Consider the following 22,570-nt stretch of genomic DNA (forward strand, 5'->3'; position numbering starts at 1 on the left):
AGGCTCGCTTTCTTACCAGTTGGCGGGGAGATCAGGCGCGGGTTCGCCCGAGGGAACCGCCCGGTACTTCTTCAAAACCTGGCTCATAACCTTTTGGAAGATCGGAGCCGAGGCTGCAGATGAATTCATTTTAACAGGATCTGCCAGACTCACCGAAACGACGTACTGTGCGTCGTCTGCCGGCGCGAAGCCGGAGACCGAAACCAGGTACCCCTTCGAGTACCCGCCATTGCCGTCTGGCATCTGGGCTGTACCGGTCTTGGCGGCCACCCGGTAGCCGGGAATGTTCCACACATTTTTCAGCCACGCGTTTGAGTAGACCATCTCAAGCATGTCAGACGTTGACCTCGCTGCAGCGGCCGACACCACCTGCGTGCCTGTGGCATCCGGCACTTCTGTCATCGTTCCATCCAACTGCGTGCAGCCAGAGATCAGCTGCACGGGCATCCTGACGCCGTTGTTCGCGATCGCCTGGTAGACGCTCGACATCTGGATCGCCGTCGTGGTGAGGCCCTGTCCGAACATCGTGGCGTAGTCGGTCTGGTTGTCCCAGTTCTCGCCGTCCCAGTCGTGCAGGATGCCGCTGTCCTCAGAGGGGAAGCCGACCTCAGATTCGGTGCCGATGCCGAACTTGGTCATGTAGTTGTAGCGCTGCTCTGCGCTCAGCTTCTCGCCGATCTTCGACATGCCGGTGTTGGAGGATTCGATCAGCACACCGGTCAGGGTGAGGTTCAGATCGCCATGCATGGCGCTGTCGTTGATGTCAGCGCCGTTGGACGGGATGTAGCGGTACGGCGCCATCACCTGCGTGCTTGGGTCTGCGACACCGGCATCGATAGCGGATGCCGCCGTCAGCGCCTTGAACGTCGAGCCAGGTTCGAAGGACGCGGAGAACGCCTGCGACCCACGGTACGCGGGGTCGGCTGTGCCATCAACGTTGTTCGGGTCGACGGACGGATAGTCGGCAACGGCGAGCAATTTGCCTGTCTTGGCCTCCTGCACAACGACGGTTCCCCACTTGGCACCGGTCGCAACGGCCTGCTCGGCCAGGGTCTGCTGCACGAAGTACTGCAGGTCGGAGTCGATGGTCATCACGATGCTGCCACCGTCGACTGCTTGCTTGGTCGTGACGCTGCTGCCGGGGATCCGCACCCCGTCCGCGCCGCGCTCATAGGTTTCTTCGCCGTTGATGCTGGCCAGGCAGCTGTCTTCGCCCAGTTCAAGGCCGGCCTGCGCTTCGCCTTCGCTCGAGACGAATCCGACCAGGTTCCCGCCTACTGCTCCAACGGGATAGACCCGGCTCGGGCTCTTTTCAAAGTACAGCCAGGGAATGTTGAGGTCGTCGAGCGCCCGATAGGCGTCGACATCGATGTTCTTGATGAGCGTTGCGTAGTCAGACTTCGGGTTGTCGGCCAGAGCCTCAGAGATGATCGCGAGGATCTGTTCAGGGGCCTGGCCGGTGACCGCACCAATCTCCGCGGCGATCTCGGCGAGGCTTACCTTGATGTCTTCGGTCTTGCCTGTCTCGCCTGATTTCACAGAGCGCTCGATCGGCTTGGCGTTCTTCGGTGACGCAACGACGTTGTACCGCATCACGGTTCCCGCCAGGACAACACCCTTGGCATCAACGATGTCGCCGCGCGAACCGTAGATCACCTTCTCGATCGAACGATTGCCCACCGAATCAGCGGTGAGAGTGTCTGCGCGCACCACCTGGATGTCGACGAGCTTCACCACGAACACCGCGATGACGATGAATAGCGCAAGCACGGTCATCGTCAGGCGGCGCTTGTTCGATGTGGTCATCTTCGAGCCGTTGCTGGCCACCGATACGTCCTCACTTGCGCCTCTTCACCTGGGCGATCTGTCTGTCTGGTTGGCGTTCTGGCTATCTGGTCGACGGGGCAGGGAGTCCGTTTGCCACGGCGCCCTGAACGGGTGTTACGCCAGAAGCTACAGCGTCACCGCCCGCAGAGCCTGCGGCCACGCCGTTCCCCGGCGCTGCCGCAGCTGCGGCATCCGCTCCGAGTAATGGAGCGCCAATGAGGAGGGAGTTCGGTACCAGGCTCGTGTCACTCGCCGTCGCCGCTGCTGAGGCGGGTGCCCCAAGCACCGCGCCATCGGACAGGCGCAGGTAGACCGGATTGGAGTTGGTGACCATTCCGAGTGCTTCGGCGTTGGTCGCGAGGCTTTGCGGGGAGGACACCCGCACGAGATTTTCGCTGATGCTCTCGGCCGTTCTGCCGAGCTCGACCTGCCTGGCCTGAAGGTTTGACATGTCGTACGCACCCTGCGAAATGCTGACGCTCAGCAGCAGCTGGGCGACAACGATGCCGCCGAGCGCGCCGAGCGCCGACAGTGCATAGACGATGCGGGGGCGTGCCTTGCGCTGGCTGCGGGTCGCAACGATCTCGATGTGCCGGCGCTCTGGAGCGACGCCCTCGATCTCTGGCACCGTTGCACTGCGCTTTCGCGCTGTGGCTCCGTCCACCATCGGGGCGGCTGTCTGCGGCTGCCAGGTGGGCCGCATCACTCTGGCGAGGTTGTCGCTCACTCGGCTCTCCGAACTCGTTCAGCAGCGCGCAACCGCACAGGGGTTGCCCTGGGGTTCTGCGCCTTCTCTTCTTCTGTCGCCAGTTCTGCACCGCGAATCAGCAATTTGAACAGCGGCTTGTGCTCCGGCAGTTCAACCGGCAGCCCCGCTGGTGCACTCGACGTGGATGCCGCAGCGAACTGCTTCTTCACGATGCGGTCTTCGAGGGACTGGTAGGCCATGACGACGATGCGACCGCCGACGGTGACGGCTTCCATGGCCGCTGGAATCGCGCGCTCAAGGACAGCAAGCTCCTGGTTGACCTCGATGCGCAGCGCCTGGAAGACCCGCTTGGCCGGGTGACCTGCACGCTGGACGACAACGGGCGTGACGGCGGTGATGGCTTCGACGAGCTGCGCCGAACGCACGAATGGCTTCTCATCGCGGGTGTCCACGATCACCTTGGCGTAGCGTCCGGCGAGTTTCTCCTCGCCGTACTCCTGGAAGATGCGGCGAAGCTCCTGCTCGCTGTACTCGGCGAGGATGCGTTCTGCGGTGAGCTCCGACGTGTGATCCATGCGCATGTCGAGTGGCGCATCCTTCGAATAGGAGAAGCCGCGCTCCACCCTGTCGAGCTGCATGGATGAGACGCCGAGGTCGAAGAGCACGCCGTCGACCTCGTCGATCCCGAGGGAGTTGATCGCTTCTGTGATGCCGTCGTACACCGTGTGGACCAGGTGCACGCGGCCGCCGAACGGCGCGAGGCGCTCCTCAGCGATCGCGAGCGCTTCGAGATCGCGATCGAGGCCGACCAGGGTGAGCTCGGGGAATCGCTGGAGGAATGCCTCGGCGTGGCCGGCCATTCCGAGCGTTGCATCGACGAGCACAGCGCCTGGCTTGCCGATCGCGGGTGCCAGCAGCTCGATGCATCGCTCGAGCATTACTGGGGTGTGGATTTCGTTTATGGCCATAGTTACCGGGAGGCCCTGGATCCTGATCCCCATCCATTCGACCTGCCACCGGGGAAGTGTGTCAGGGGTATGAACGGCTGGGAGTCAGGCACCAGGGATTAGAAGAGTCCCGGAATCACCTCCTCCGTCGTGTTCGCGAACGAAGTTTCCTGTTCGGTCAAATAGTTTTCCCAGGCTTCGCTGTCCCAGATCTCCACCCTGCTGCCGGCACCGATCACGGTGAGGTCGCGGCCGAGGCCTGCATAAGTGCGCAGGTTGGCCGGGATGGTGACTCTGTTCTGCTTGTCTGGCGTCTCTGCTGCCGCTCCGGACAGGAACACGCGCAGATAGTCACGAGCTTGCTTGCTGGTGACAGGGGCCTGGCGGATCTTGTCGTGAAGCGATTCGAACTCACGCGTGCTGAACACATAGATGCAGTGCTCTTGCCCACGGGTCATCACAACACCCGTTGCGAGCTCATCCCTGAATTTGGCTGGCAGGATGATGCGTCCTTTTTCGTCGAGCTTGGGGGCATAGGTCCCGAGGAACATTCATCACCCCTTTTCTTCCGGCCAAGGTCAGGTGTTGCTCCACTTTACTCCACAATCCACCACCGAACAATGAAATTGGATCATATTTGGCGAAATGATCAGGGAAATTCCTTGAAAACACGGGATAGACAGTGGTGGAGGGAAATGGAGCGGATAGGGACCACCCCACCGCAATACGGAGCGAGAGTGGAGGCCTGCGCGTCGAGGCCCGCGAGGAGAACGCAGTGGCGCAGGGACGAGGCACGAGAGAAGGGCTCAGAGTGGGCCGGCCGGGCGCGCGAAAAAGGGCCGATCAGATGACCGGCCCTTGGTGTCCTTCAGCCGACAGGGTCGGCAGGTTGATTCGTTTAGTGACTACCGTCCTGGCGGTTGTCCCAGCGGTCGTTCAGACGGTCCATGAAACCAGACTGCTTCTGACGGGACTGCGGCGCACCACCGGTTCCCTTGGACGACGAGTTCTTGGTAAAGCGTCGCATCGACTTCGACGGCGACAGTGCCACGAGCACGCCCGCAAACATCACGGCAAAGCCGATGATGCCGAGCCACAGGAGGTGCAGTGCAACTCCGGCGAGCAATCCACAGATCCCGGCGACAGCCAAAAGAATCCCCAACGCGATTGACCGGTAGTTGGGTCGAAGGCGCGTCGCACCGACCGTCGCCACAAAGTCAGCGTCATTGTGATAGAGGCTGCGCTCCATCTCATCAAGGAGTCGCTGCTCCTGTTCCGAAAGCGGCATCTCATTCCCTCCAGTTACGGGATCGAGCGGGTTGACTTCCAAGTCTAGTGCGCCCGCGTTGGCTAGGCTAGGCACGTGGCTGAAAGCAATCGTCTGGTCGATCTGGTTCAATCTCGCATCGACGAATTCCTATTTATCCGTGATCCAATTGTGGCCTCGATCAGCCCGGACTTACGTCCCCTGATCGACTACTCACGGCAGTTTCTCAGGGGTGGTAAGCGCTTCCGGGCGCAGTTCTGCTACTGGGGAGCGCAGAGTGTCTCCGGCGACGCTTCGCTCGCCGACACCGTGGGTGCCGATGGTGCTCTCTCGGCCAACCTGGCGGCGACTGTCTCTGCGGCAAGTTCACTTGAGATGTTCCATGCGGCGGCACTCGTGCACGACGACATCATTGACAACTCAGACACCCGTCGCGGGTCGCCTGCCGCCCACAAACTCTTCGAGAGCCTGCACAGCCAGAGCGGATGGGCAGGCGACGCAGGAGACTTCGGTCGATCATCCGCGATCCTGCTCGGTGATCTCATGCTCGGGTGGAGCGACGAACTGCTCGACGAGGGCCTCTCGCAGGTACACGACCGCGCCGCGGCCCTCCGCACACGCCGTGAGTTCAACCGGATGCGCACTGAGGTGACGGCTGGGCAGTACCTCGACATCCTCGAGGAGCGCGCCTGGCTCACCCAGCCCGAAGACGAGCTGCTCGACAGGGCGCTCAGGGTCATCGTCTTCAAATCGGCGAAGTACAGCATCCAGGCCCCGCTGGTGATCGGTGCGGCGCTGGCCGGAGGAACGGACGCCCAGCTCGACACGCTCCGCGCGTTCGGCCTGCCGCTCGGCATTGCCTACCAGCTTCGCGACGACCTGCTCGGCGTCTTCGGCGACTCGGCCGTCACGGGGAAGCCCAGCGGCGACGACCTGCGCGAGGGCAAGCGCACCGTTCTCATCGCCCTGGCGAGGCAGGGGCTCTCCCCCGCCGACAAGGCAGACATGGACAGGCTGCTCGGCGATACAGCCCTCAGCACGAGCCAGATCAGCATGCTGCAGGAGAGCATCCGCTCTAGTGGGGCAGTCGAGCTGGTCGAGGAGCGCATTGCAGCGCACGTCGAGGAAGCCATCGCAGCGCTTGCCGACTCGCCGCTTGCGGAGGCAGCGACCAACACGCTCATCGCATTGACCCAGACCGTCACGGCCCGTGTGAGCTAACCAGAACGGGCTGAATCCGCGTGCATGCAGGCATACAGATGAGCCTGTCGTCGCCATCCGGCGTCGACAGGCTCATCCCGTGCAGGGGCTGGTTAGGCCAGCGCCTGCGCCACGCGTCGGACTTCAGCCTTGCGGCCGGCCTTGAGTGCCGCAATGGGAGCGACACCGAGACTGTCATCAACTTCGAGAAGCCATCGCATGGCCTGCTCGTCGTCGAAGCCATCGTCGGCCAGCACGAAAAGGGTTCCGCGCAGTTCGGTCAGCGGCATGTCGCCGTCGAGGAACAGGTCAGGAACCTTCAGCACGCCATCGCGGCGCACCGCGAGCAGGTGCCTGTCTTCAATTAGTCGTCGAACCCGGCCCTGCGCGAGGCCGAGTCGCTCAACAAGTTCGGGAATGGTCAGCCATGCATACTCTGAGAAAGCGTCGGTCACCCTTAAAGACTGCCATGAGTCGCGAGATGCGCCAACCACGGGGACATGTTTCGGGCATGTTAACTGCTTTCACATCTGTCACACTGGTTGACTCGTGTGCCCAACCGTGTCAGCGTTAAGGGGCACACGCCACCGAAGGGGGTCCTTTGTTGCCTTTCAGACTGCCTGAATCGAGCGAAACCGCTGCTGCCCGTACGCTCTCGGAGCGCACTCGCACGCTTCTGATCGGCGTTCCCATCGTTCTGGTGAGCACGATTGCCATCACTCTCAACCTCGCTTCGCCTGCCAACGCGCAGGCTCTTGCCAAGAAGCCGCTGAAGTCAAAGAGCACAGAACCGGCGTCGACCACGGGCACAGACGTCGCCAGTTCGACCGCGAGCGTCGCTGCCGCAGCGCTGGCTCCGGCGCAATACACCGTTGTCGACGGTGACACCGTGAGCGCAATCGCGAGCCGGTTCGGGCTGTCAACGGCCAGCGTCCTTGCCCTCAACGGGCTCGGCTGGTCTGCCAGCATCTTCCCCGGCCAGGTTCTCACCCTGAGCAACGGCTCCGGCCAGCTCGTCGCCGCAGCCCCGCAGACCTCGGTGTCCCAGGAGATCACTCGTTATACCGTCGTTGCCGGCGACACCGTCGGCGCTATCGCAGAGGCACATGGCCTCTCCACAGAGGCCGTGCTGTCGGCCAATGGTCTCGACCGCGCTAGCGTCATCTACCCGGGCCAGTCGCTGTCCATCGCGGATGCCGCGATCCCGGCATCCGCTGCCAGCGCGCCTGCCCCCGTTGCGGGTTCAGCGGCGAGCCAGTACACCATCGTCACCGGTGACACCATCGCTGCCGTTGCAGAGCGGTCTGGGGTGAGCGTCCAGGCCGTGCTTGACGCAAACCAGCTCGGCTGGTCGAGCATCATCTACCCCGGCCAGGTGCTCACCATCCCCGCATCCGGCAGCGTTGTCGCGGCCCAGGCGCCGAGCACGCCGGTCGCACCCGTATCCGCTGACCCGCTCGTCACGGCCCTCACTCCAGAGATGCGCCAGAACGCCGAGCTGATCGTGTCGCTCGGGCGGAGCGCAGGCGTCAGCGAGTACGGACTCGTCATCGCTCTCGCCGCAGCCGCGCAGGAATCTGGCTTGCTCAACCTCACGTACGGTGACAGGGATTCCCTCGGACTATTCCAGCAGCGACCGAGCTCTGGCTGGGGAACACCTGACCAGATCCTCGACCCTGTTCACACAACGCTTGCCTTCTACGGCGGTGCCGGAAACCCCAACGTCGGGGCCACCCGCGGGCTCCTTGACATTCCGGGATGGGAATCTATGACGGTGACGCAGGCGGCCCAGGCCGTGCAGATTTCGGCGTACCCGGATCACTACGCCAAGTGGGAGATGTCGGCTCGCGCCTGGCTTGTTGATCTCGGCTAGGGCACAATGCGCGGTTTGCGGGGTGTTTATCAGGGAGAACCCCTCCGCGATCTCTAGAATCAACGAGTGACCGAAACTTCGAGCGACCCGATGATCGGCCGTCTGATTGACGGCCGCTATCAAGTGCGCTCCCGCATCGCCAGAGGCGGTATGGCCACGGTCTACCTCGCCACCGATTTGCGTCTTGAGCGCCGCGTCGCGATCAAGATCATGCACGGGCACCTCGCTGACGACAATGCTTTCAAGAGCAGGTTCGTTCAGGAGGCCCGTTCTGCTGCTCGTCTCGCGCATCCCAACGTGGTCAACGTCTTCGACCAGGGCCAGGACGCCGATATGGCGTACATGGTGATGGAGTACCTCCCCGGCATTACGCTTCGCGACCTGCTCAAGGATTACGGAAAGCTCACCCCAGAGCAGACCATCGACATCCTGAAGGCCGTGCTCAGCGGCCTGGCTGCCGCGCACAAGGCCGGCATCGTCCACCGCGACCTGAAGCCGGAGAACGTGCTGCTGGCCGACGACGGTCGCATCAAACTCGGTGACTTCGGCCTCGCCCGCGCTGCCAGCAACAACACGGCGACCGGCCAGGCCCTGCTCGGCACAATTGCCTACCTCTCCCCCGAACTCGTCACGCGTGGCATCGCCGATGCCCGCAGCGACATCTATGCCCTCGGAATCATGACCTACGAGATGCTCACCGGCGAGCAACCGTACGTGGGCGAGGCGCCCATGCAGATTGCATACCAGCACGCGAATGACTCCGTGCCGATGCCGAGTACCAAGGTGCCGTCCACCCCGCGCGAGCTCGACGAGCTCGTCTTGTGGGCGACCGCACGCGACCCCGAGGAGCGCCCGCGCGATGCGCGCGTCATGCTCGAGCAGCTGCAGGACATCGAAGGTCTCGTACGTGGCGGCAGCCATGAGACGACCGCGAATGCCACCATGGTGCTGCCCAGCGGCCTCGACCCTGCCATAGCGGATGCAGAGACCCAGGTCTTCGGCGCCAAGAGCCTCGCCGCGGCCACGACAGCTACCGCTGCTGCTGCCGCTGCCGCTGCGGACACCGGCGATGCGATTCCGGCCAGCGGCACCCAGCTCGCGACGAAGGCAACCAACCGCAAACGCAAGGGCTATTGGCTCTTTGCGCTCATCGTGCTGATTGCCGGTATCGCAGGAGGAACGGGCTGGTACTTCGGTGCGGGCCCCGGCTCGCAGGTGCCCATTCCGAACCTCGTCTCCGAATCGCCGGAAGCCGCCACCCAGCAGCTCACCGACCTGGGCCTCACCACAGCCCTCGATACCGAGTACAGCCTCACCGTGCCACAGGGGCTCGTGTCGAGCACCAAGCCGGGACCCGATGCTCGTGTGCCCAAGGGCAGCACAGTGACCCTGTTCGTCTCCCAGGGCGCACGGCCGATCTCGCTGCCTCCCCTGGCCGGCCTGAGCGAAGCGGATGCCGCCGCCGCCATCTCAGACCAGAAAGCCGTCCCGAAGGTGGCCGACAAGGTCTTCGACGACGAGGTTCCCGCCGACACCGTCATCTCTGCGACCCGTGAAGGCGATGGTGCAGACCTCTCGCAGGGCGGCGATGCCCTCGAAGGGCAGACCATCAACCTGACGGTCTCACTCGGCGCCGTGCCGAATGTGGCCGGCCTGTCGCTGTCGGATGCCATGAACAAGCTCGACAGCGTTGGCCTCGTCGGCGTTGAGGGCGAGCACACCTACAGCGATGACGTTCCAGAAGGCAACGTCATCCAGGCGACACCGTCGTCCGACGGCGCTGTGCGCGAAGGCAGTTCATTCTCGCTGACCATCTCTCGCGGGCCTGAGCCTGTCACGATCCCCGATGTTGTCGGCCTGCCGTGGTCTGAGGCGAAGCCGATGCTCGAAGAGGCCGGTTTGAAGCTCGACTACAACCTGTTCGCCGACGCGGCCCCAGGGCTCTTCTCCGTCACCACGGTGACGCCAGGAGCCGGCACCACCGTGCCGAAGAACAGCACAGTGAAGATCAACTTCTTCAGCTAGCGTTCAGAGACCCGCGGCCTTGAGCCACGCGGGTCGAACGCAGGTTCGCGGTGTCTGCAGCACCCGCGCTGCTGCGTTCAATGCGCGCGGCTCAACTGCCGGCATCCGCTCGTCGCATCCGTCCCAACCAACAAAACGACCCCGGCCACGGAAGCCGTTACAGCTATGCGACCGGGGTCAATTTTTTCAGTGCGACAGCAGCTAGCGAGCAGCGAGCTCCTCTGCCACCAGGAACGCGAGCTCCAGTGACTGCATGTGGTTCAGGCGCGGGTCGCACAGCGACTCGTAGCGGGTCGCCAGTGCGGCCTCGTCGATGTGCTCAGATCCGCCGAGGCACTCGGTGACGTCATCACCGGTCAGCTCAACGTGGATGCCACCCGGGTGCGTGCCGACTGCGCGGTGCGCTTCGAAGAAGCCCTTGACCTCGTCGACCACGTCGTCGAAACGACGGGTCTTGTAGCCGGTGGGGGTCGTCACGCCGTTGCCGTGCATCGGGTCTGTCACCCAGAGCGGCTGCGCGTCGCTGGCCTTGGCCGCTTCGAGAAGCGGCGGGAGGGCATCCCGAATCTTGCCTGCACCCATGCGGGTGATGAACGTGAGGCGTCCAGGTTCGCGGTTCGGGTCGAGAACGTCGATCAGGCGCAGCATGTCGTCGGCCGACGTCGTCGGGCCGAGCTTCACGCCGATGGGGTTACGCACCCGCGACAGGAAGTCAACATGGGCGCCATCGAGCTCGCGCGTACGCTCGCCGATCCAGATGAAGTGGGCCGAGGTGTTGTACGGCGTTCCCGTGCGCGAATCGATCCGCGTCATGGGGCGCTCATAGTCCATCAGCAAACCTTCGTGACCGGTGTAGAACTCGGTGCGCTTCAGCGCCTCGAAGTCCGCACCGCACGCGATCATGAACTTGATCGCCCTGTCGATTTCCTTGGCCAGCTTTTCGTAGCGCTGGTTGGCCGGGTTGGCGGCGAAGCCCTGGTTCCAGCTGTGCACCTGGCGCAGGTCGGCGAAGCCACCCTGCGTGAACGCACGGATGAGATTCAGCGTCGATGCCGCTGTGTGGTATCCCTTGACCAGGCGAGCCGGGTCGGCCTCGCGTGATTCGGGTGTGAAGTCGTATCCGTTCACGATGTCGCCGCGGTAGGCGGGCAGCGTGACGTCTCCACGCGTCTCAAGGTTGCTCGAGCGCGGCTTGGCGAACTGGCCGGCCATGCGGCCCATCTTCACCACGGGCATAGACGCGCCGTAGGTGAGAACGACGGCCATCTGCAGCACAGTCTTGACCCGGTTGCGGATCTGGTCGGCGGTCGCGCCGCTGAACGTCTCTGCGCAGTCGCCGCCCTGCAGCAGGAACGCCTCACCGCGGGCAGCCTCAGCGAGGCGCTCGCGCAGGATGTCGACTTCGCCGGCGAAAACCAGGGGTGGCAGTGTGGCCAGTTCAGCGGATGCCGCAGCGACGGCGTCTGCATCCGGCCATTCAGGCTGCTGCTTGATGTCCAGCGTGCGCCAATAGTCCAGTCCAGCGATCACAGATTCATCTGCCAATACAACTGGTTCGGTGCTATTTACCACTGGACTGTTCCTGTTTTCTCTCTGGATACCGCGAATACGCGGTGGGTGAATGACGGTGGGTATGCTCACGCGGGCGCGTGGCTCCCCTGTCGCAGCTTAGCGCGAAAGGCTTGCGCGCTTTTCCTTGACGGAGGTCGCGTAGACGTCCACGTACTCCTGGCCGCTGAGGTGCCGCAACTCGTACATGAGTTCGTCAGTTATGGAACGCAACACGAAACGGTCACCCTCCATTCCCTCGAAGCGGCTGAAGTCGAGGGGCTCGCCAAAGACGATGCCGATGCGACGCACCTTGGGAATCCGAGTCCCGGTCGGCATCGCCTTTTCTGTGTCGATCATGGCGACGGGCACGATGGGAACGCCGGCCTCGAGCACCATCCTGGCGACGCCGGTTCGGCCGCGGTACATCTTGGCGTCTGGGCTTCTGGTGCCCTCGGGGTAAATGCCGAGCACACCGCCCTCTCCGAGTACGCGGAGGCCGGTGTTCAGTGAGTCTTCGGATGCCTTGCCGCCAGAGCGGTCAATCGGCAACTGGCCGGTTGCCTTGAAGAACTGGCGAGTCGCCCACCCCTTCAGGCCCTTGCCCGTGAAGTATTCGCTCTTGGCCAGGAACACCACGCGCCGCGGAACGACGAGGGGCAGGAAGATGGAATCGATGAACGACAGGTGGTTGCTGGCCAGGATGACCCCACCCGTTTTCGGCACGTTCTCGAGGCCGATAATCCAGGGCCGGAAGATTGCAAGAAGGATCGGACCGACCACAACGTTCTTCATGAACCAGTAGAACATTGCACTCCTCCCTCCTGCGTGTGATGAATCAGCCTACTGCGCCTCTGCCGACCGGCCGTTACCGAAGACGGAGCGCGTGTTGGCGAGCCAGGTCGGCTGCACCCACAACTCCGGCGTCGTTGACGAGCTCAGCGATCGCGAACGACGCCTCAGGGTGATAACCACGGGCGGGCAGGTGGTCTAGGTACGCGGTACGAATGGGGTCGAGCAGCAGGTCGCCAGCTGCGGCGACGCCGCCACCGAAGACGAAGACCTGCGGGTCGAGGATCGCGCCGAGGCTTGCGCAGGCTTGTCCGAGTGCTGCGCCCAGCTGGCGCAGGGCCGTCAGGGCTCCCCCGTCGCCTTCACCGATCAGTGCGCTGACGTCGTGTCCGGTGAGCGTGCCATTCTGCTGGCGAACCTCAGCCAACCGCAGGCCGATTCCGCCGGCATCTGCTAGGTCATTGGAGATGCGCAGGAGCGCGCGGCCTGAGCCGTACTGCTCGATGCAGCCGCGTGCGCCGCAGCCACAGGGCAGGCCATCTGGCACGAGACGCATGTGACCGAGCTCTGCGCCCGCTCCGAATCCGCCACGGAACAGTCGATCGTTCGACACGATCGCGCCACCGACACCCGTGCCAATGGTCAGCGTGACCATGTCGCTGTATGTGCGCCCTGCGCCATAGCGGAACTCGGCCCAGCCGGCGGCGTTCGCGTCGTTCTCCACGATGATGGGGAGGTCGAGGCGCGCTTCAAGCTTGTCGCGGAACGGCTCGTTGCGCCAGTTGATATTGGGGGCGTAGTACACGGTCGACTGTGCGGAGTCGATGAAACCAGCGGCTGCAACGCCGGCGGCGACCACCTCTTGTCCGGCGCTGAGGCGCTCGATCATCTCGACAACAGCATCTTCAATCTCACTCGGATTCGCTGCGGAGGTCGGCGTGCGCAGCGCTGTGACGATGTTGCCGAGTTCGTCGACGAGGGCGCCGGCAATCTTTGTGCCGCCGATATCGATCCCAATGGCGTGCACAAGCAGCACCTTTCATGTTGAGGAAGCGTGTTGGAGTATGCCCGGCGTTGAATACGCAACGGACACCACCCTCTAGAGTGTAGTAAACCAGTTCGCCGTCGGGCGATCAGCGCCTGGCACGCACAGCATGACTGCCAGTCGACGAAAGCCCATCCGGTACCAAAGGAGTTGCCGTGAAAGAGTTCACCACGCCCGCAGTCGTACCTGCCCGACCAGAGGCCAATATCACCGACCTGTTGGTGGAGCGCCTGGCGGCGAGCCCCAACCTTGTGCTGTTCTCGTTGCCGACAGCTGATGGCGGCTGGTCACCGGTGACCACCGCCGAGTTCCACCGCCAGGTCGTCGCCCTCGCCAAGGGCTTTGTCGCAGCCGGCATCCAGCCAGGCGACAAGATCGGCCTGATCTGCAAGACCCGCTATGAGTGGACACTCATCGACTTCGCAACCTGGTTCGCAGGCGCGATCCTGGTTCCGGTCTATGAGACCAGCTCCCCCAGCCAGGTGAAGTGGATCCTCGGTGACTCAGGCGCCGGAAGCCTCATCGTCGAGTCTCCAGACCAGTTCGCCCGCTTTGATGAGGTGCGCCCTGACCTCCCCGGCATCGCCAACCTCTGGCAGATCCACCTGGACGACCTTGACAAGCTCATGGCGAGTGGCGTTGAGGTGACGGATGCCGAGATCGAGCGCCGCCGCAACCTCGCGGTGGCCAGCGACATGGCCACCCTCATCTACACCTCAGGCTCAACCGGAAAGCCGAAGGGATGCGTGCTGACCCACGCCAACTTCTTCGAGACCAGCCGGAATTCAGGCATCGCCCTGCGTGAGGTCCTGGAAGACAAGAACGGCGCATCCACTCTGCTGTTCATCACGACGGCCCACGTGTTCGCTCGTTTCATCACGGTGCTCTGCGTCGACAACGGCGTGAGAGTCGGGCACCAGGCAGACACCCGCCAGCTGCTGCCGTCTCTCGGCAGTTTCAAGCCCACCTTCCTCCTCGCCGTTCCTCGCGTGTTTGAGAAGGTGTACAACTCCTCGGAGCAGAAGGCAGAAACCGGCGGCAAGGGCAAGATCTTCCGCGCAGCCGCTGAGGTCGCTGTGCAGCACTCGCAGGCGCTGGAGGCCGGCTCCCCCATCCCGCTCGGCATGAAGATCAAGTTCGCCCTGTTCGACAGGCTGGTCTACAGCAAGCTGCGTACGGCCATGGGCGGCAACGTCAAGTACGCCGTCTCAGGCTCAGCCCCGCTGGGCGCCAGGCTCGGCCACTTTTTCCACAGCCTCGGCATCGTGATCCTTGAGGGATACGGACTGACAGAGACCACGGCGCCTGCCACCGTGAACCTGGCCACCAAGTCGAAGATCGGCACCGTTGGTCCGCCGCTGCCCGGCGTCGGCGTTCGCGTGCTCGATGACGGCGAGATCGAGGTGAAGGGCGTCAACGTATTCAAGGAGTACTGGAACAACCCTGAGGCCACCGCAGAGGTCTTCAACGATGGCTGGTTCCGCACGGGTGACCTCGGCGGCTTCGACCAGGATGGGTTCCTCACCATCACGGGCCGCAAGAAGGAAATCATCGTCACGGCCGGCGGCAAGAATGTGGCGCCTGCCCAGCTTGAGGACCCGATCCGTTCGAACCCGCTCATCGGCCAGGTCGTCGTCGTTGGCGACCAGAAGCCGTTCATCTCAGCGCTGATCACGCTCGACCCTGACATGCTGCCGGTCTGGCTGAACAACAACGGCGAGGATGCCGGCATGGGAATCCCGGCTGCGACGAAGAACGCAGCGGTTCTCGCCGAGGTGCAGCGGGCCATCGATCACGCCAACGAAGGCGTCTCGCGCGCAGAGTCCATCCGCAAGTTCGTCATCCTCTCGACAGAGTTCACCGAGGACAGCGGGCACCTGACGCCGAAGCTCAGCATCAAGCGAAACATTATCGTGCGCGACTTCAGCACAACCATTGAGGACCTCTACGCCGACGCTCCGGCAACGGAGGGCTTCTCCATCCGCGGCTAACGCAGACAGAATCACTAACGCAGACAGAATCACAGTCAGCGCCAGAACGGGCGGGGTGGATGCCGAAGCATCCACCCCGCCCGTTCTGTGTACGCGCAAGTCGCGTGTTAAGGCGGAGGTGCGTATTGCTGCAGTGTGTATTACTGCACTGACCAGCCGCCGTCAGACGGCAGGACGACGCCGTTGATGTTCACGCCATCATCGCTCAGCAGGAAGGTGATCGATGCAGCGAGCTGCTCCGCTGTCGCGAGGGACGGGATCGCCGACTGGAACGGCTGCAGGCGAGCCTGACCGACCTCAGAAACGTGCGGGGGGAACGGGATGCCGGTGGCGACGCCGCCTGGGGCGACGGCGTTAACCCTGATGCCCTGCGGGCCGTACATGAACGCGGCGCTGCGGGTGAGGCCGACTACGGCGTGCTTCGACGACGTGTATGCGTTGCCGGATGCGTTGCCGCGGAGGCCAGCCTCGCTTGCAACGTTGACGACGGACCCTGAACCGGCAGCCATCATCGCGGGGAGCACAGCGCGGGTGAGCTTGAAGGTTCCGGTCAGGTTGACGCTGATGACGCGGTCCCACATCGCATCACTGGTCTCGTGCAGCGGCGAGAAGTCGTCATTGATGCCGGCCACGTTGGCCAGGCCGTCGATCTGGTCGCCGGCTGCGGCCACGATAGCGTCGACCGACTCCTGCTTGGTGATGTCGCCGGCAACGGTGACGATCTCGGCCTCTGGCAGCGACTCAGCGAACTCGGTGAGCTTCTCTGCAGAGATGTCAACCGCGATGACACGGCCTCCCTCACGGGCGATGCGTGCAGCAGTCGCGCGGCCGATACCGGAGGCGGCGCCCGTGACAACGACGGTCTTGCCTGCGAAACGACCGGTGCTCACCTTTTCCTGCCAGCCGGTGGCTTCGCTCTCTGGGATCACGCCACCGTTGACCGACTTCACCAGGTCATCAATGACCGACTGCGGCATCTGGCCCTGGCTGAGCGCAACGAGCTGCTGCAGCGGCAGCCCGAGAACCGGAGCGAGCGACGCCTCATCGGCACCGGAGGCCGCGAGCAGTCCCCTGACGGCCGGCCCACCTTCCGGGTGCGCGAGCCATTCGCCGATGGTGCTGTTGGCGGTGAGAATCGGGTTCGATGCCATGTTGTGCCCTTCTGAAAGGATGCCGGACGAACGGTCTTCGTCCTGGTTTGTCGGCCGTCTGGAAACGGGTTCACCGTGTCCTATCGAGCTACTTCAAGGCTATCCAACGGATGTCGGAAATCCAACACATGTCGGCAAACGTGCATCGGAAGGGCGAAAACACTGAGAGAATCGACGAATGGATGCCCGAGTCGAACGCACGCGCCGCAGTCTTCAGCAGGCGCTCCTCGCGCTTGCCGCGGAGCAGCCATTCGACGGCATCACGATCGCCAGCATCGTCGAACGGGCTGGCGTCAACCGCAGCAGCTTCTACCAGCACTACTCCGACAAAGAGACGTTGCTCGCCGACGCCCTTGACGTCGTCGAAGCGGAGGCAGGAGCGCGCGTGCCAACCCTCGACGGTCCGCTGCCTGAGCGGCCACCGGCCGATCTCGTCGCGTATCTCCAGCACTTCGAGACGCACGCAGCGCTCTATCGGATCGTGCTGGGCGAACGAGGCGCGTCGGCCGCGGCCGGCCGCATCCGCTCGCGTCTGGAGAAGGCAGCGAGCGAGGGCGTCGTCGCCTCTGGCTCTGACGCATTCCACGGGCTCCCGCTCGATGTCGTCGGGGTCGGTATCGCCGGTTCAGCGCTCAGCGTGATCGTGTACTGGCTTGACCGCGACCCGCGGCCACCCGTTGAGACGGCGGCCGACTGGGTGTGGCGGGTACTGATTGGGCCTGGTCTGCGCGGTTAGCTCGCGCATACGCGGCTGATGGCATCCGTTGCGCGCGATGGATTGTTGCGCGTGACGGCTAGAACCAGGTGGATTCCCTGACTTCCTTCATCGCGGCCTTGCGGTTCGCCTTGTCGAGACGATCGAGGTAGAGCATCCCGTCGAGGTGGTCGGTCTCGTGCTGCAGTGCCTGCGCCATCAGGTCATGGCCGGAGAGCTCGACCGGATTGCCGTCGAGATCCATTCCCGTGACCCTGGCGAATGGGTACCGCTTCACCGGGTACCAGAGGCCGGGAACCGACAGGCATCCCTCGTCAACGAGTTCCGGTTCTCCGGAGAGCTCAACGACCACTGGGTTCAGGATGTACCCGACCTCGCCGTCGACGTTGTAGCTGAAGGCGCGGAGGTTCACCCCGATCTGCGCTGCAGCCACCCCTGCCCTGCCAGGCAGCTGCACGCTGTCGATGAGGTCAGTGACGAGAGCCCGAACACGATCGTCGATCGCGACGATCGGATCGGACACGGTCTTGAGGACAGGATCTCCGAAGAGACGAATCTGGCGTTCGGGCACAGTGATCTCCCTGTGGTGGTGTGCGGTGTTCTGGAAGTAGCGCAACGCCTCCGCGGTGCGGTGGCGGCCGGGTAGTACGTGGGTCACGGGCTAACGAGGTGCTGCAACGCCGCTTAGGCGGTGCGGTCTGCCGGCAGGCCCTCGACGACGAGTGCTGCGAGGGTTCGCGAGGCCAGCTTCGTGATCGGCTGCAGGTCGTTGTACGACACAACGCTGCCGGCGGCAAGCTGCGGGTCGTACGGGATACGCACGATCTCACGCACCCGCGAGCGGAAGTGTGACTCGATCTCTTCGAGCTTCACCAGGTTGGTGCCCTGGGTGGCCGTGTTGAGCGCGACGATGGCGTTCCTGACGAGTTCCCCGTAGCCGTTGGCCTCAAGCCAGGTAAGGGTCTCCGACGCCAGCCTTGCCTCATCGACGCTGCCGCCCGACACGATCACGATCGAGTCAGCGCGCTGCAGCGTTGCCCGCATCACGGAGTGCACGATGCCGGTGCCGCAGTCGGTGAGCACGATCGAATAGAAACGTGCGGCGAGATCTGCAACGACGTTGTAGTCGTTCTCGTCGAACGCCTCTGACAGCATGGGATCGGTGTCTGAGGCCAGGATGTCGAGGCGGGTGACGTCGCGGGAGACGAGCGCGGAGAAGTCGGTGAAACCACCGATGGAGGATGCCTTCGTGACGACGTCGCGCACGGTTGACCTGGTCTGCTTCGGCACCCGCTCTGAGAGCGTACCGCGGTCTGGGTTCGCGTCGACGGCAATGATGCGGTCTTCGCGAGCATCCGCCAAAGCCATGCCGAGCAGCGTCGTAACGGTTGTCTTGCCGACACCGCCCTTCCGCGTGAGGATCGGGACGAAGCGCGCGCCACCTTCGAACTGCTTCTGGATGCGGGCATCCATTTCTTTCTGGGCGCGCACCTTCGCAGAGTCACCGAGGTTCACCAGGTGGAACGTCGCGTTGTACACGAAACGGTTCCAGCCGCCCTGGGGCGGACGCCGGGTCTTGCGGTTCACCTCAAGCAGGCGGTCAGAGGTCAGCATCGAGGCCGACTCAGGTGCGTCGTGGCTTTCGGTGCGCACGCGATCACGCTTGGGCGCTGACTCATCGAGCAACGGCGCAGTGTCGCGCGCCGAGACGGCGACGCGTTCCGTGCGCGGCGTACTGATCTCGATCGTGTGAGTCGCCGGATGTGGTGCCGACGATGCGGCTGCTGGCGTCGACACTGGTCCGGTGTGCGAGCCGCTCTCTGAGCGTGCTCCTGACACTGCCCTCCGGGGAGCTGGAACGTCGATCGGGACGCTCAGGCTCTCGGGGAGGGCAGCTGCCAGGTTTTCGAAACTGTGCGGAGGCAGTTCGCTGTGGTACTCGTCGCCGGGAAGCACGCGTGCGTCTGACGCGAGCAACTGGGCGGCGTTTTCGTCATCCTTGGGTTTTTCTGACAACAGACCGAACTCCTCTTTGGTGCTCCCCCCGTCTGGGGAGCGCACCTAAGACTAGCGCGGACTCACAACGACCAGCAGGTCTCCTGCATCAACCTGCTGCGTCTTCGGGATCGCGACACGCTCGATGACACCGGCAATCGGGGTGGTGATCGCAGCTTCCATCTTCATAGCCTCGATGGATGCCACGGTCTGGCCAGCCTCAACAACGGTCCCATCCTCAACCTGCAGGGTCACGACTCCGGAGAAGGGAGCGGCGATCTGGCCTGGCCGATTCGCATCCGCCTTCTCTGCAGCCTTGGTCTCCACCGCGATGCTGCGATCGCGAACGAAGACCGGACGCAGCTGGCCGTTCAGGATGGTCATGACCGTGCGCATGCCCTTGTCATCGGCTTCACCGATGGCCTCAAGCCCTGCGTAGAGGCGAACGCCCTTGTCGATCTCGACGACGTGCTCCTGGCCCTGCTTGAGGCCGTAGAGGTAGTCGACGGTGTCGAGCGTCGAGAGGTCTCCGAAGAGCTCCCTGGTCTGCTCGAACTGTCGAGTGGGGGCAGGGAACAACAGCTGGTTGAGCATGGCGCGACGCGTGGTGCTGTCGGCGTTCAGCGCAGCCCGCTCGTCGTCTGTGATCTCCGTGATGCCGGTGCGAATGGTGCGCCCAGCGAGAACCTTGGTGCGGAAGGGCTCTGGCCAGCCGCCTGGCAGGTCGCCCAGCTCACCGGCCATGAAGCCGACCACGGAGTCAGGCACGTCGTAGTTGCCCGGGTTCTCCTCGAAGTCGGCCGGGTCGGCCTTGACTGCCGCGAGGTAGAGGGCGAGGTCGCCGACCACCTTCGACGACGGCGTCACCTTCGGGATGCGGCCGAGGATCGTGTTCGCAGCTGCGTACATGTCCTCGATGAGTTCGAAGTGGTCTTCGAGGCCGAGGGCAACGGCCTGCGTGCGCAGGTTCGACAGCTGTCCGCCTGGGATCTCGTGGGTGTACACGCGACCCGTCGGGCCGATGAGGCCGGACTCGAACGGGCGGTACACGAGGCGAACGGCCTCCCAGTACGGCTCGAGGTCGCTCACGTTCTTCAGCGACATTCCGGTGTCGCGCTCGGTGTGCGCGAGGGCGGCGACCAGAGCGGATGCCGACGGCTGGCTCGTCGTGCCGGCCATCGATGCGTTGGCCACGTCAACTGCGTCTGCACCGGCGCGCGATGCGGCGAGGAGCGTTGCCAGCTGTCCGCCGGAGGTGTCGTGGGTGTGCACGTGAACGGGAAGGCCGAAGTTCTCCCTGAATGCCGTGACGAGCTTCTCAGCCGCCGACGGGCGCAGCAGGCCGGCCATGTCCTTGATCGCCAGGATGTGCGCGCCAGAGTCAACGATCTGCTCAGCGAGGCGCAGGTAGTAATCCAGCGTGTAGAGGTCTTCAGCCGGGTCGAGCAGGTCGCCCGTGTAGCAGACGGCAACCTCAGCGATGGTCGTCCCCGTTGCCAGCACGGAGTCGATGGCCGGACGCATCTGGGACACATCGTTCAGGGCGTCGAAGATACGGAAGATGTCGACGCCGGTGGCGGCGGCTTCGCGCACGAAGGCATCCGTCACCTCTGTCGGGTACGGCGTGTAGCCGACCGTGTTGCGGCCGCGCAGCAGCATCTGGATGTTGATGTTCGGCAGCGCCTCACGGAGGGCTGCGAGGCGTTCCCACGGGTCTTCGCCGAGGAAGCGCAGTGCGACGTCGTACGTCGCGCCGCCCCATGCCTCTACGGAGAGCAGCTCTGGCGTCATCCTGGCGACGTATGGCGCCACGGCAACGAGGTCCCTGGTGCGCACGCGGGTAGCCAGCAGCGACTGGTGAGCGTCACGGAATGTGGTGTCCGTCACGGCCAGCGGCGTCTGGGCGCGCAGCGCGTCAGCGAAGCCCTTCGGGCCAAGCTCCAGCAGGCGCTGGCGTGAACCGGCAGGTGGCGGCGTCGACAGGTCGATCTTCGGCAGCTTGTCCGCGGGCTTCACAGAGGTGATCGGCGATCCGTTGGGCTGGTTCACCGTCACATCGGCGAGCCAGTTGAGGATCTTGGTTCCGCGGTCCTTGGACGGGCGTCCCTTGAGCAGCTCTGGACGCTCGTCGATGAATGACGTGCTCAGGTCGCCGGCGGCGAAGTCTGGGTCGTCGAGCACGGCCTGCAGGAACGGGATGTTCGTCGACACACCACGGATGCGGAACTCAGCCAGGGCGCGACGGGAGCGAACGACGGCCGCGTCGAAGTCGCGGCCACGGCAGGTGAGCTTGGCCAGCATCGAGTCGAAGTGGGGGCTGATCTGCGCACCGGGGTTGATCGTTCCGCCATCGAGACGGATGCCGGCACCACCAGGTGAACGGTACGTGGTGATCTTGCCGGTGTCTGGGCGGAAGCCCGCGGTGGGGTCTTCCGTGGTGATGCGGCACTGCAGGGCGGCGCCGCGAAGCTGGATCTTGTCCTGGGTGAGACCGAGGTCTTCGAGGGACTCACCGGCTGCGATGCGGATCTGGGACTGCACGAGGTCGACGTCGGTGACCTCTTCGGTCACCGTGTGTTCAACCTGGATGCGCGGGTTCATCTCGATGAACACGTGCTGGCCGGCACGCTCCCCCTGGGTGTCGAGCAGGAACTCAACGGTGCCTGCGTTGACGTAACCGATCGAGCGGGCGAACGCGATGGCGTCCTTGTACATGCTCTGGCGCACCGTCTCGTCGAGGTTCGGCGCTGGGGCGATCTCGATGACCTTCTGGTGACGACGCTGCACAGAGCAGTCGCGTTCAAACAGGTGAACCGTTTCGCCCGTGGCATCCGCCAGAATCTGCACCTCGATGTGGCGCGGGCGGAGGACAGCCTGCTCCAGGAACATCGTGGCGTCGCCGAAGGCGCTCTTGGCCTCGCGCATGGCCTCTTCGAGGGATCCGCGGAGTTCGGCCTTCGAGTTGACGCGACGCATGCCGCGCCCGCCACCACCGGCGACAGCCTTGGCGAAGATCGGGAAACCGATCTCGTCGGCCTGGCTGATCAGGAGGTCGACATCCTGCGACGGCGGGGTCGACTTCAGCACCGGTACACCGGCAGCGATGGCGTGTTCCTTCGCCGTGACCTTGTTGCCGGCCATCTCGAGCACGCTCTTGCCAGGACCGATGAAGGTAATGCCGGCGGCTGCGGCGGCTTCAGCCAGCTCAGGATTCTCAGAGAGGAAGCCGTAGCCGGGGTAAATCGCATCTGCGCCGGACTCCACTGCAACACGAATGATCTCGCTGACGTCGAGATATGCCCGCACAGGGTGACCGGTCTCACCAATCTGGTAGGCCTCATCGGCCTTCAGACGGTGCAGCGAATTGCGATCTTCGAAAGGGAAAACAGCGACGGTTTTCGCGCCCAATTCATAGGCGGCGCGGAAGGCGCGAATCGCGATTTCCCCACGGTTGGCAACGAGAATCTTGGTGAACATGCAGACCT

At 63.9% G+C, this 22,570-nt stretch carries 18 protein-coding genes; 5 read left to right on the forward strand and 13 right to left on the reverse strand.

Going from position 1 to position 22,570, the window contains the following annotated elements:
- Positions 1-12 precede the first annotated feature (12 nt).
- The 5 genes from AC25Y4_RS05730 to AC25Y4_RS05750 form a co-directional block, all read right to left on the reverse strand.
- The gene (locus AC25Y4_RS05730) at positions 13-1,806 is read right to left on the reverse strand and encodes a peptidoglycan D,D-transpeptidase FtsI family protein (RefSeq protein ID WP_488119387.1); all 1,794 of its coding nucleotides are present in this window, start codon (positions 1,804-1,806) and stop codon (positions 13-15) included.
- Between the two features lie 82 nt (positions 1,807-1,888).
- On the reverse strand, positions 1,889-2,554 hold the full coding sequence (gene ftsL / locus AC25Y4_RS05735; RefSeq protein ID WP_488119388.1) for a cell division protein FtsL: 666 nt from the start codon (positions 2,552-2,554) through the stop codon (positions 1,889-1,891).
- Positions 2,551-3,504, reverse strand: coding sequence for a 16S rRNA (cytosine(1402)-N(4))-methyltransferase RsmH (rsmH, locus tag AC25Y4_RS05740; RefSeq protein ID WP_488119389.1), 954 nt, complete (start codon positions 3,502-3,504; stop codon positions 2,551-2,553). Before rsmH ends, ftsL begins: the two co-directional genes overlap by 4 nt.
- Positions 3,505-3,602: 98 nt before the next feature.
- Positions 3,603-4,034, reverse strand: a complete 432-nt coding sequence (gene mraZ, locus AC25Y4_RS05745) for a division/cell wall cluster transcriptional repressor MraZ (RefSeq protein ID WP_488119390.1) — start codon at positions 4,032-4,034, stop codon at positions 3,603-3,605.
- Positions 4,035-4,381: 347 nt separating this feature from the next.
- Positions 4,382-4,771 (reverse strand): DUF3040 domain-containing protein, encoded by a 390-nt coding sequence (locus AC25Y4_RS05750; protein WP_488119391.1) that lies wholly within the window; start codon positions 4,769-4,771, stop codon positions 4,382-4,384.
- A gap of 75 nt (positions 4,772-4,846) precedes the next feature.
- Between AC25Y4_RS05750 and AC25Y4_RS05755 the strand changes: the two genes are divergently transcribed.
- A complete protein-coding gene (locus AC25Y4_RS05755) occupies positions 4,847-5,971 on the forward strand; it encodes a polyprenyl synthetase family protein (protein ID WP_488119392.1) in 1,125 nt (374 codons plus the stop codon).
- A 92-nt stretch (positions 5,972-6,063) separates the two neighbouring features.
- Here the strand turns inward: AC25Y4_RS05755 and AC25Y4_RS05760 are convergent, their stop codons facing one another.
- Positions 6,064-6,405 (reverse strand): Rv2175c family DNA-binding protein, encoded by a 342-nt coding sequence (locus tag AC25Y4_RS05760; protein WP_488119393.1) that lies wholly within the window; start codon positions 6,403-6,405, stop codon positions 6,064-6,066.
- Positions 6,406-6,551: 146 nt separating this feature from the next.
- On the opposite strand from AC25Y4_RS05760, the gene AC25Y4_RS05765 reads away from it, so the two are divergent.
- Together AC25Y4_RS05765 and pknB are read left to right on the forward strand one after the other, a co-directional pair.
- Positions 6,552-7,823: a LysM peptidoglycan-binding domain-containing protein gene (locus tag AC25Y4_RS05765; RefSeq protein WP_488119394.1), complete on the forward strand. Its 1,272-nt coding sequence runs from the start codon at positions 6,552-6,554 to the stop codon at positions 7,821-7,823.
- A gap of 66 nt (positions 7,824-7,889) precedes the next feature.
- Positions 7,890-9,848, forward strand: coding sequence for a Stk1 family PASTA domain-containing Ser/Thr kinase (gene pknB / locus AC25Y4_RS05770; protein ID WP_488119395.1), 1,959 nt, complete (start codon positions 7,890-7,892; stop codon positions 9,846-9,848).
- Between the two features lie 201 nt (positions 9,849-10,049).
- Here pknB and AC25Y4_RS05775 read toward each other — a convergent pair whose 3' ends face one another.
- From AC25Y4_RS05775 to AC25Y4_RS05785, 3 genes are all read right to left on the reverse strand, one after another.
- Positions 10,050-11,378 (reverse strand): class II 3-deoxy-7-phosphoheptulonate synthase, encoded by a 1,329-nt coding sequence (locus AC25Y4_RS05775; RefSeq protein WP_488119536.1) that lies wholly within the window; start codon positions 11,376-11,378, stop codon positions 10,050-10,052.
- Positions 11,379-11,516: 138 nt separating this feature from the next.
- The gene (locus AC25Y4_RS05780) at positions 11,517-12,206 is read right to left on the reverse strand and encodes a lysophospholipid acyltransferase family protein (protein ID WP_488119396.1); all 690 of its coding nucleotides are present in this window, start codon (positions 12,204-12,206) and stop codon (positions 11,517-11,519) included.
- A gap of 58 nt (positions 12,207-12,264) precedes the next feature.
- Positions 12,265-13,215: an ROK family glucokinase gene (locus tag AC25Y4_RS05785; RefSeq protein ID WP_488119397.1), complete on the reverse strand. Its 951-nt coding sequence runs from the start codon at positions 13,213-13,215 to the stop codon at positions 12,265-12,267.
- A 173-nt stretch (positions 13,216-13,388) separates the two neighbouring features.
- Here AC25Y4_RS05785 and AC25Y4_RS05790 point away from each other — a divergent pair, with 173 nt between their 5' ends.
- Complete coding sequence (locus tag AC25Y4_RS05790; protein WP_488119398.1) at positions 13,389-15,224, forward strand: AMP-dependent synthetase/ligase; 1,836 nt, start codon at positions 13,389-13,391, stop codon at positions 15,222-15,224.
- Between the two features lie 140 nt (positions 15,225-15,364).
- Here the strand turns inward: AC25Y4_RS05790 and AC25Y4_RS05795 are convergent, their stop codons facing one another.
- Complete coding sequence (locus AC25Y4_RS05795) at positions 15,365-16,375, reverse strand: SDR family NAD(P)-dependent oxidoreductase (protein WP_488119399.1); 1,011 nt, start codon at positions 16,373-16,375, stop codon at positions 15,365-15,367.
- A gap of 178 nt (positions 16,376-16,553) precedes the next feature.
- Between AC25Y4_RS05795 and AC25Y4_RS05800 the strand changes: the two genes are divergently transcribed.
- On the forward strand, positions 16,554-17,111 hold the full coding sequence (locus AC25Y4_RS05800) for a TetR/AcrR family transcriptional regulator (protein ID WP_488119400.1): 558 nt from the start codon (positions 16,554-16,556) through the stop codon (positions 17,109-17,111).
- 58 nt (positions 17,112-17,169) lie between these two features.
- On the opposite strand, the gene def is transcribed toward AC25Y4_RS05800, so the two are convergent.
- The 3 genes from def to AC25Y4_RS05815 form a co-directional block, all read right to left on the reverse strand.
- Positions 17,170-17,661 (reverse strand): peptide deformylase, encoded by a 492-nt coding sequence (gene def, locus AC25Y4_RS05805; protein ID WP_488119537.1) that lies wholly within the window; start codon positions 17,659-17,661, stop codon positions 17,170-17,172.
- Positions 17,662-17,774: 113 nt separating this feature from the next.
- Positions 17,775-19,106 (reverse strand): MinD/ParA family ATP-binding protein, encoded by a 1,332-nt coding sequence (locus tag AC25Y4_RS05810; RefSeq protein ID WP_488119401.1) that lies wholly within the window; start codon positions 19,104-19,106, stop codon positions 17,775-17,777.
- A 51-nt stretch (positions 19,107-19,157) separates the two neighbouring features.
- The gene (locus tag AC25Y4_RS05815; protein ID WP_488119402.1) at positions 19,158-22,562 is read right to left on the reverse strand and encodes a pyruvate carboxylase; all 3,405 of its coding nucleotides are present in this window, start codon (positions 22,560-22,562) and stop codon (positions 19,158-19,160) included.
- Positions 22,563-22,570 lie beyond the last annotated feature (8 nt).

The organism is Leifsonia sp. Y878 (genome assembly GCF_057669685.1).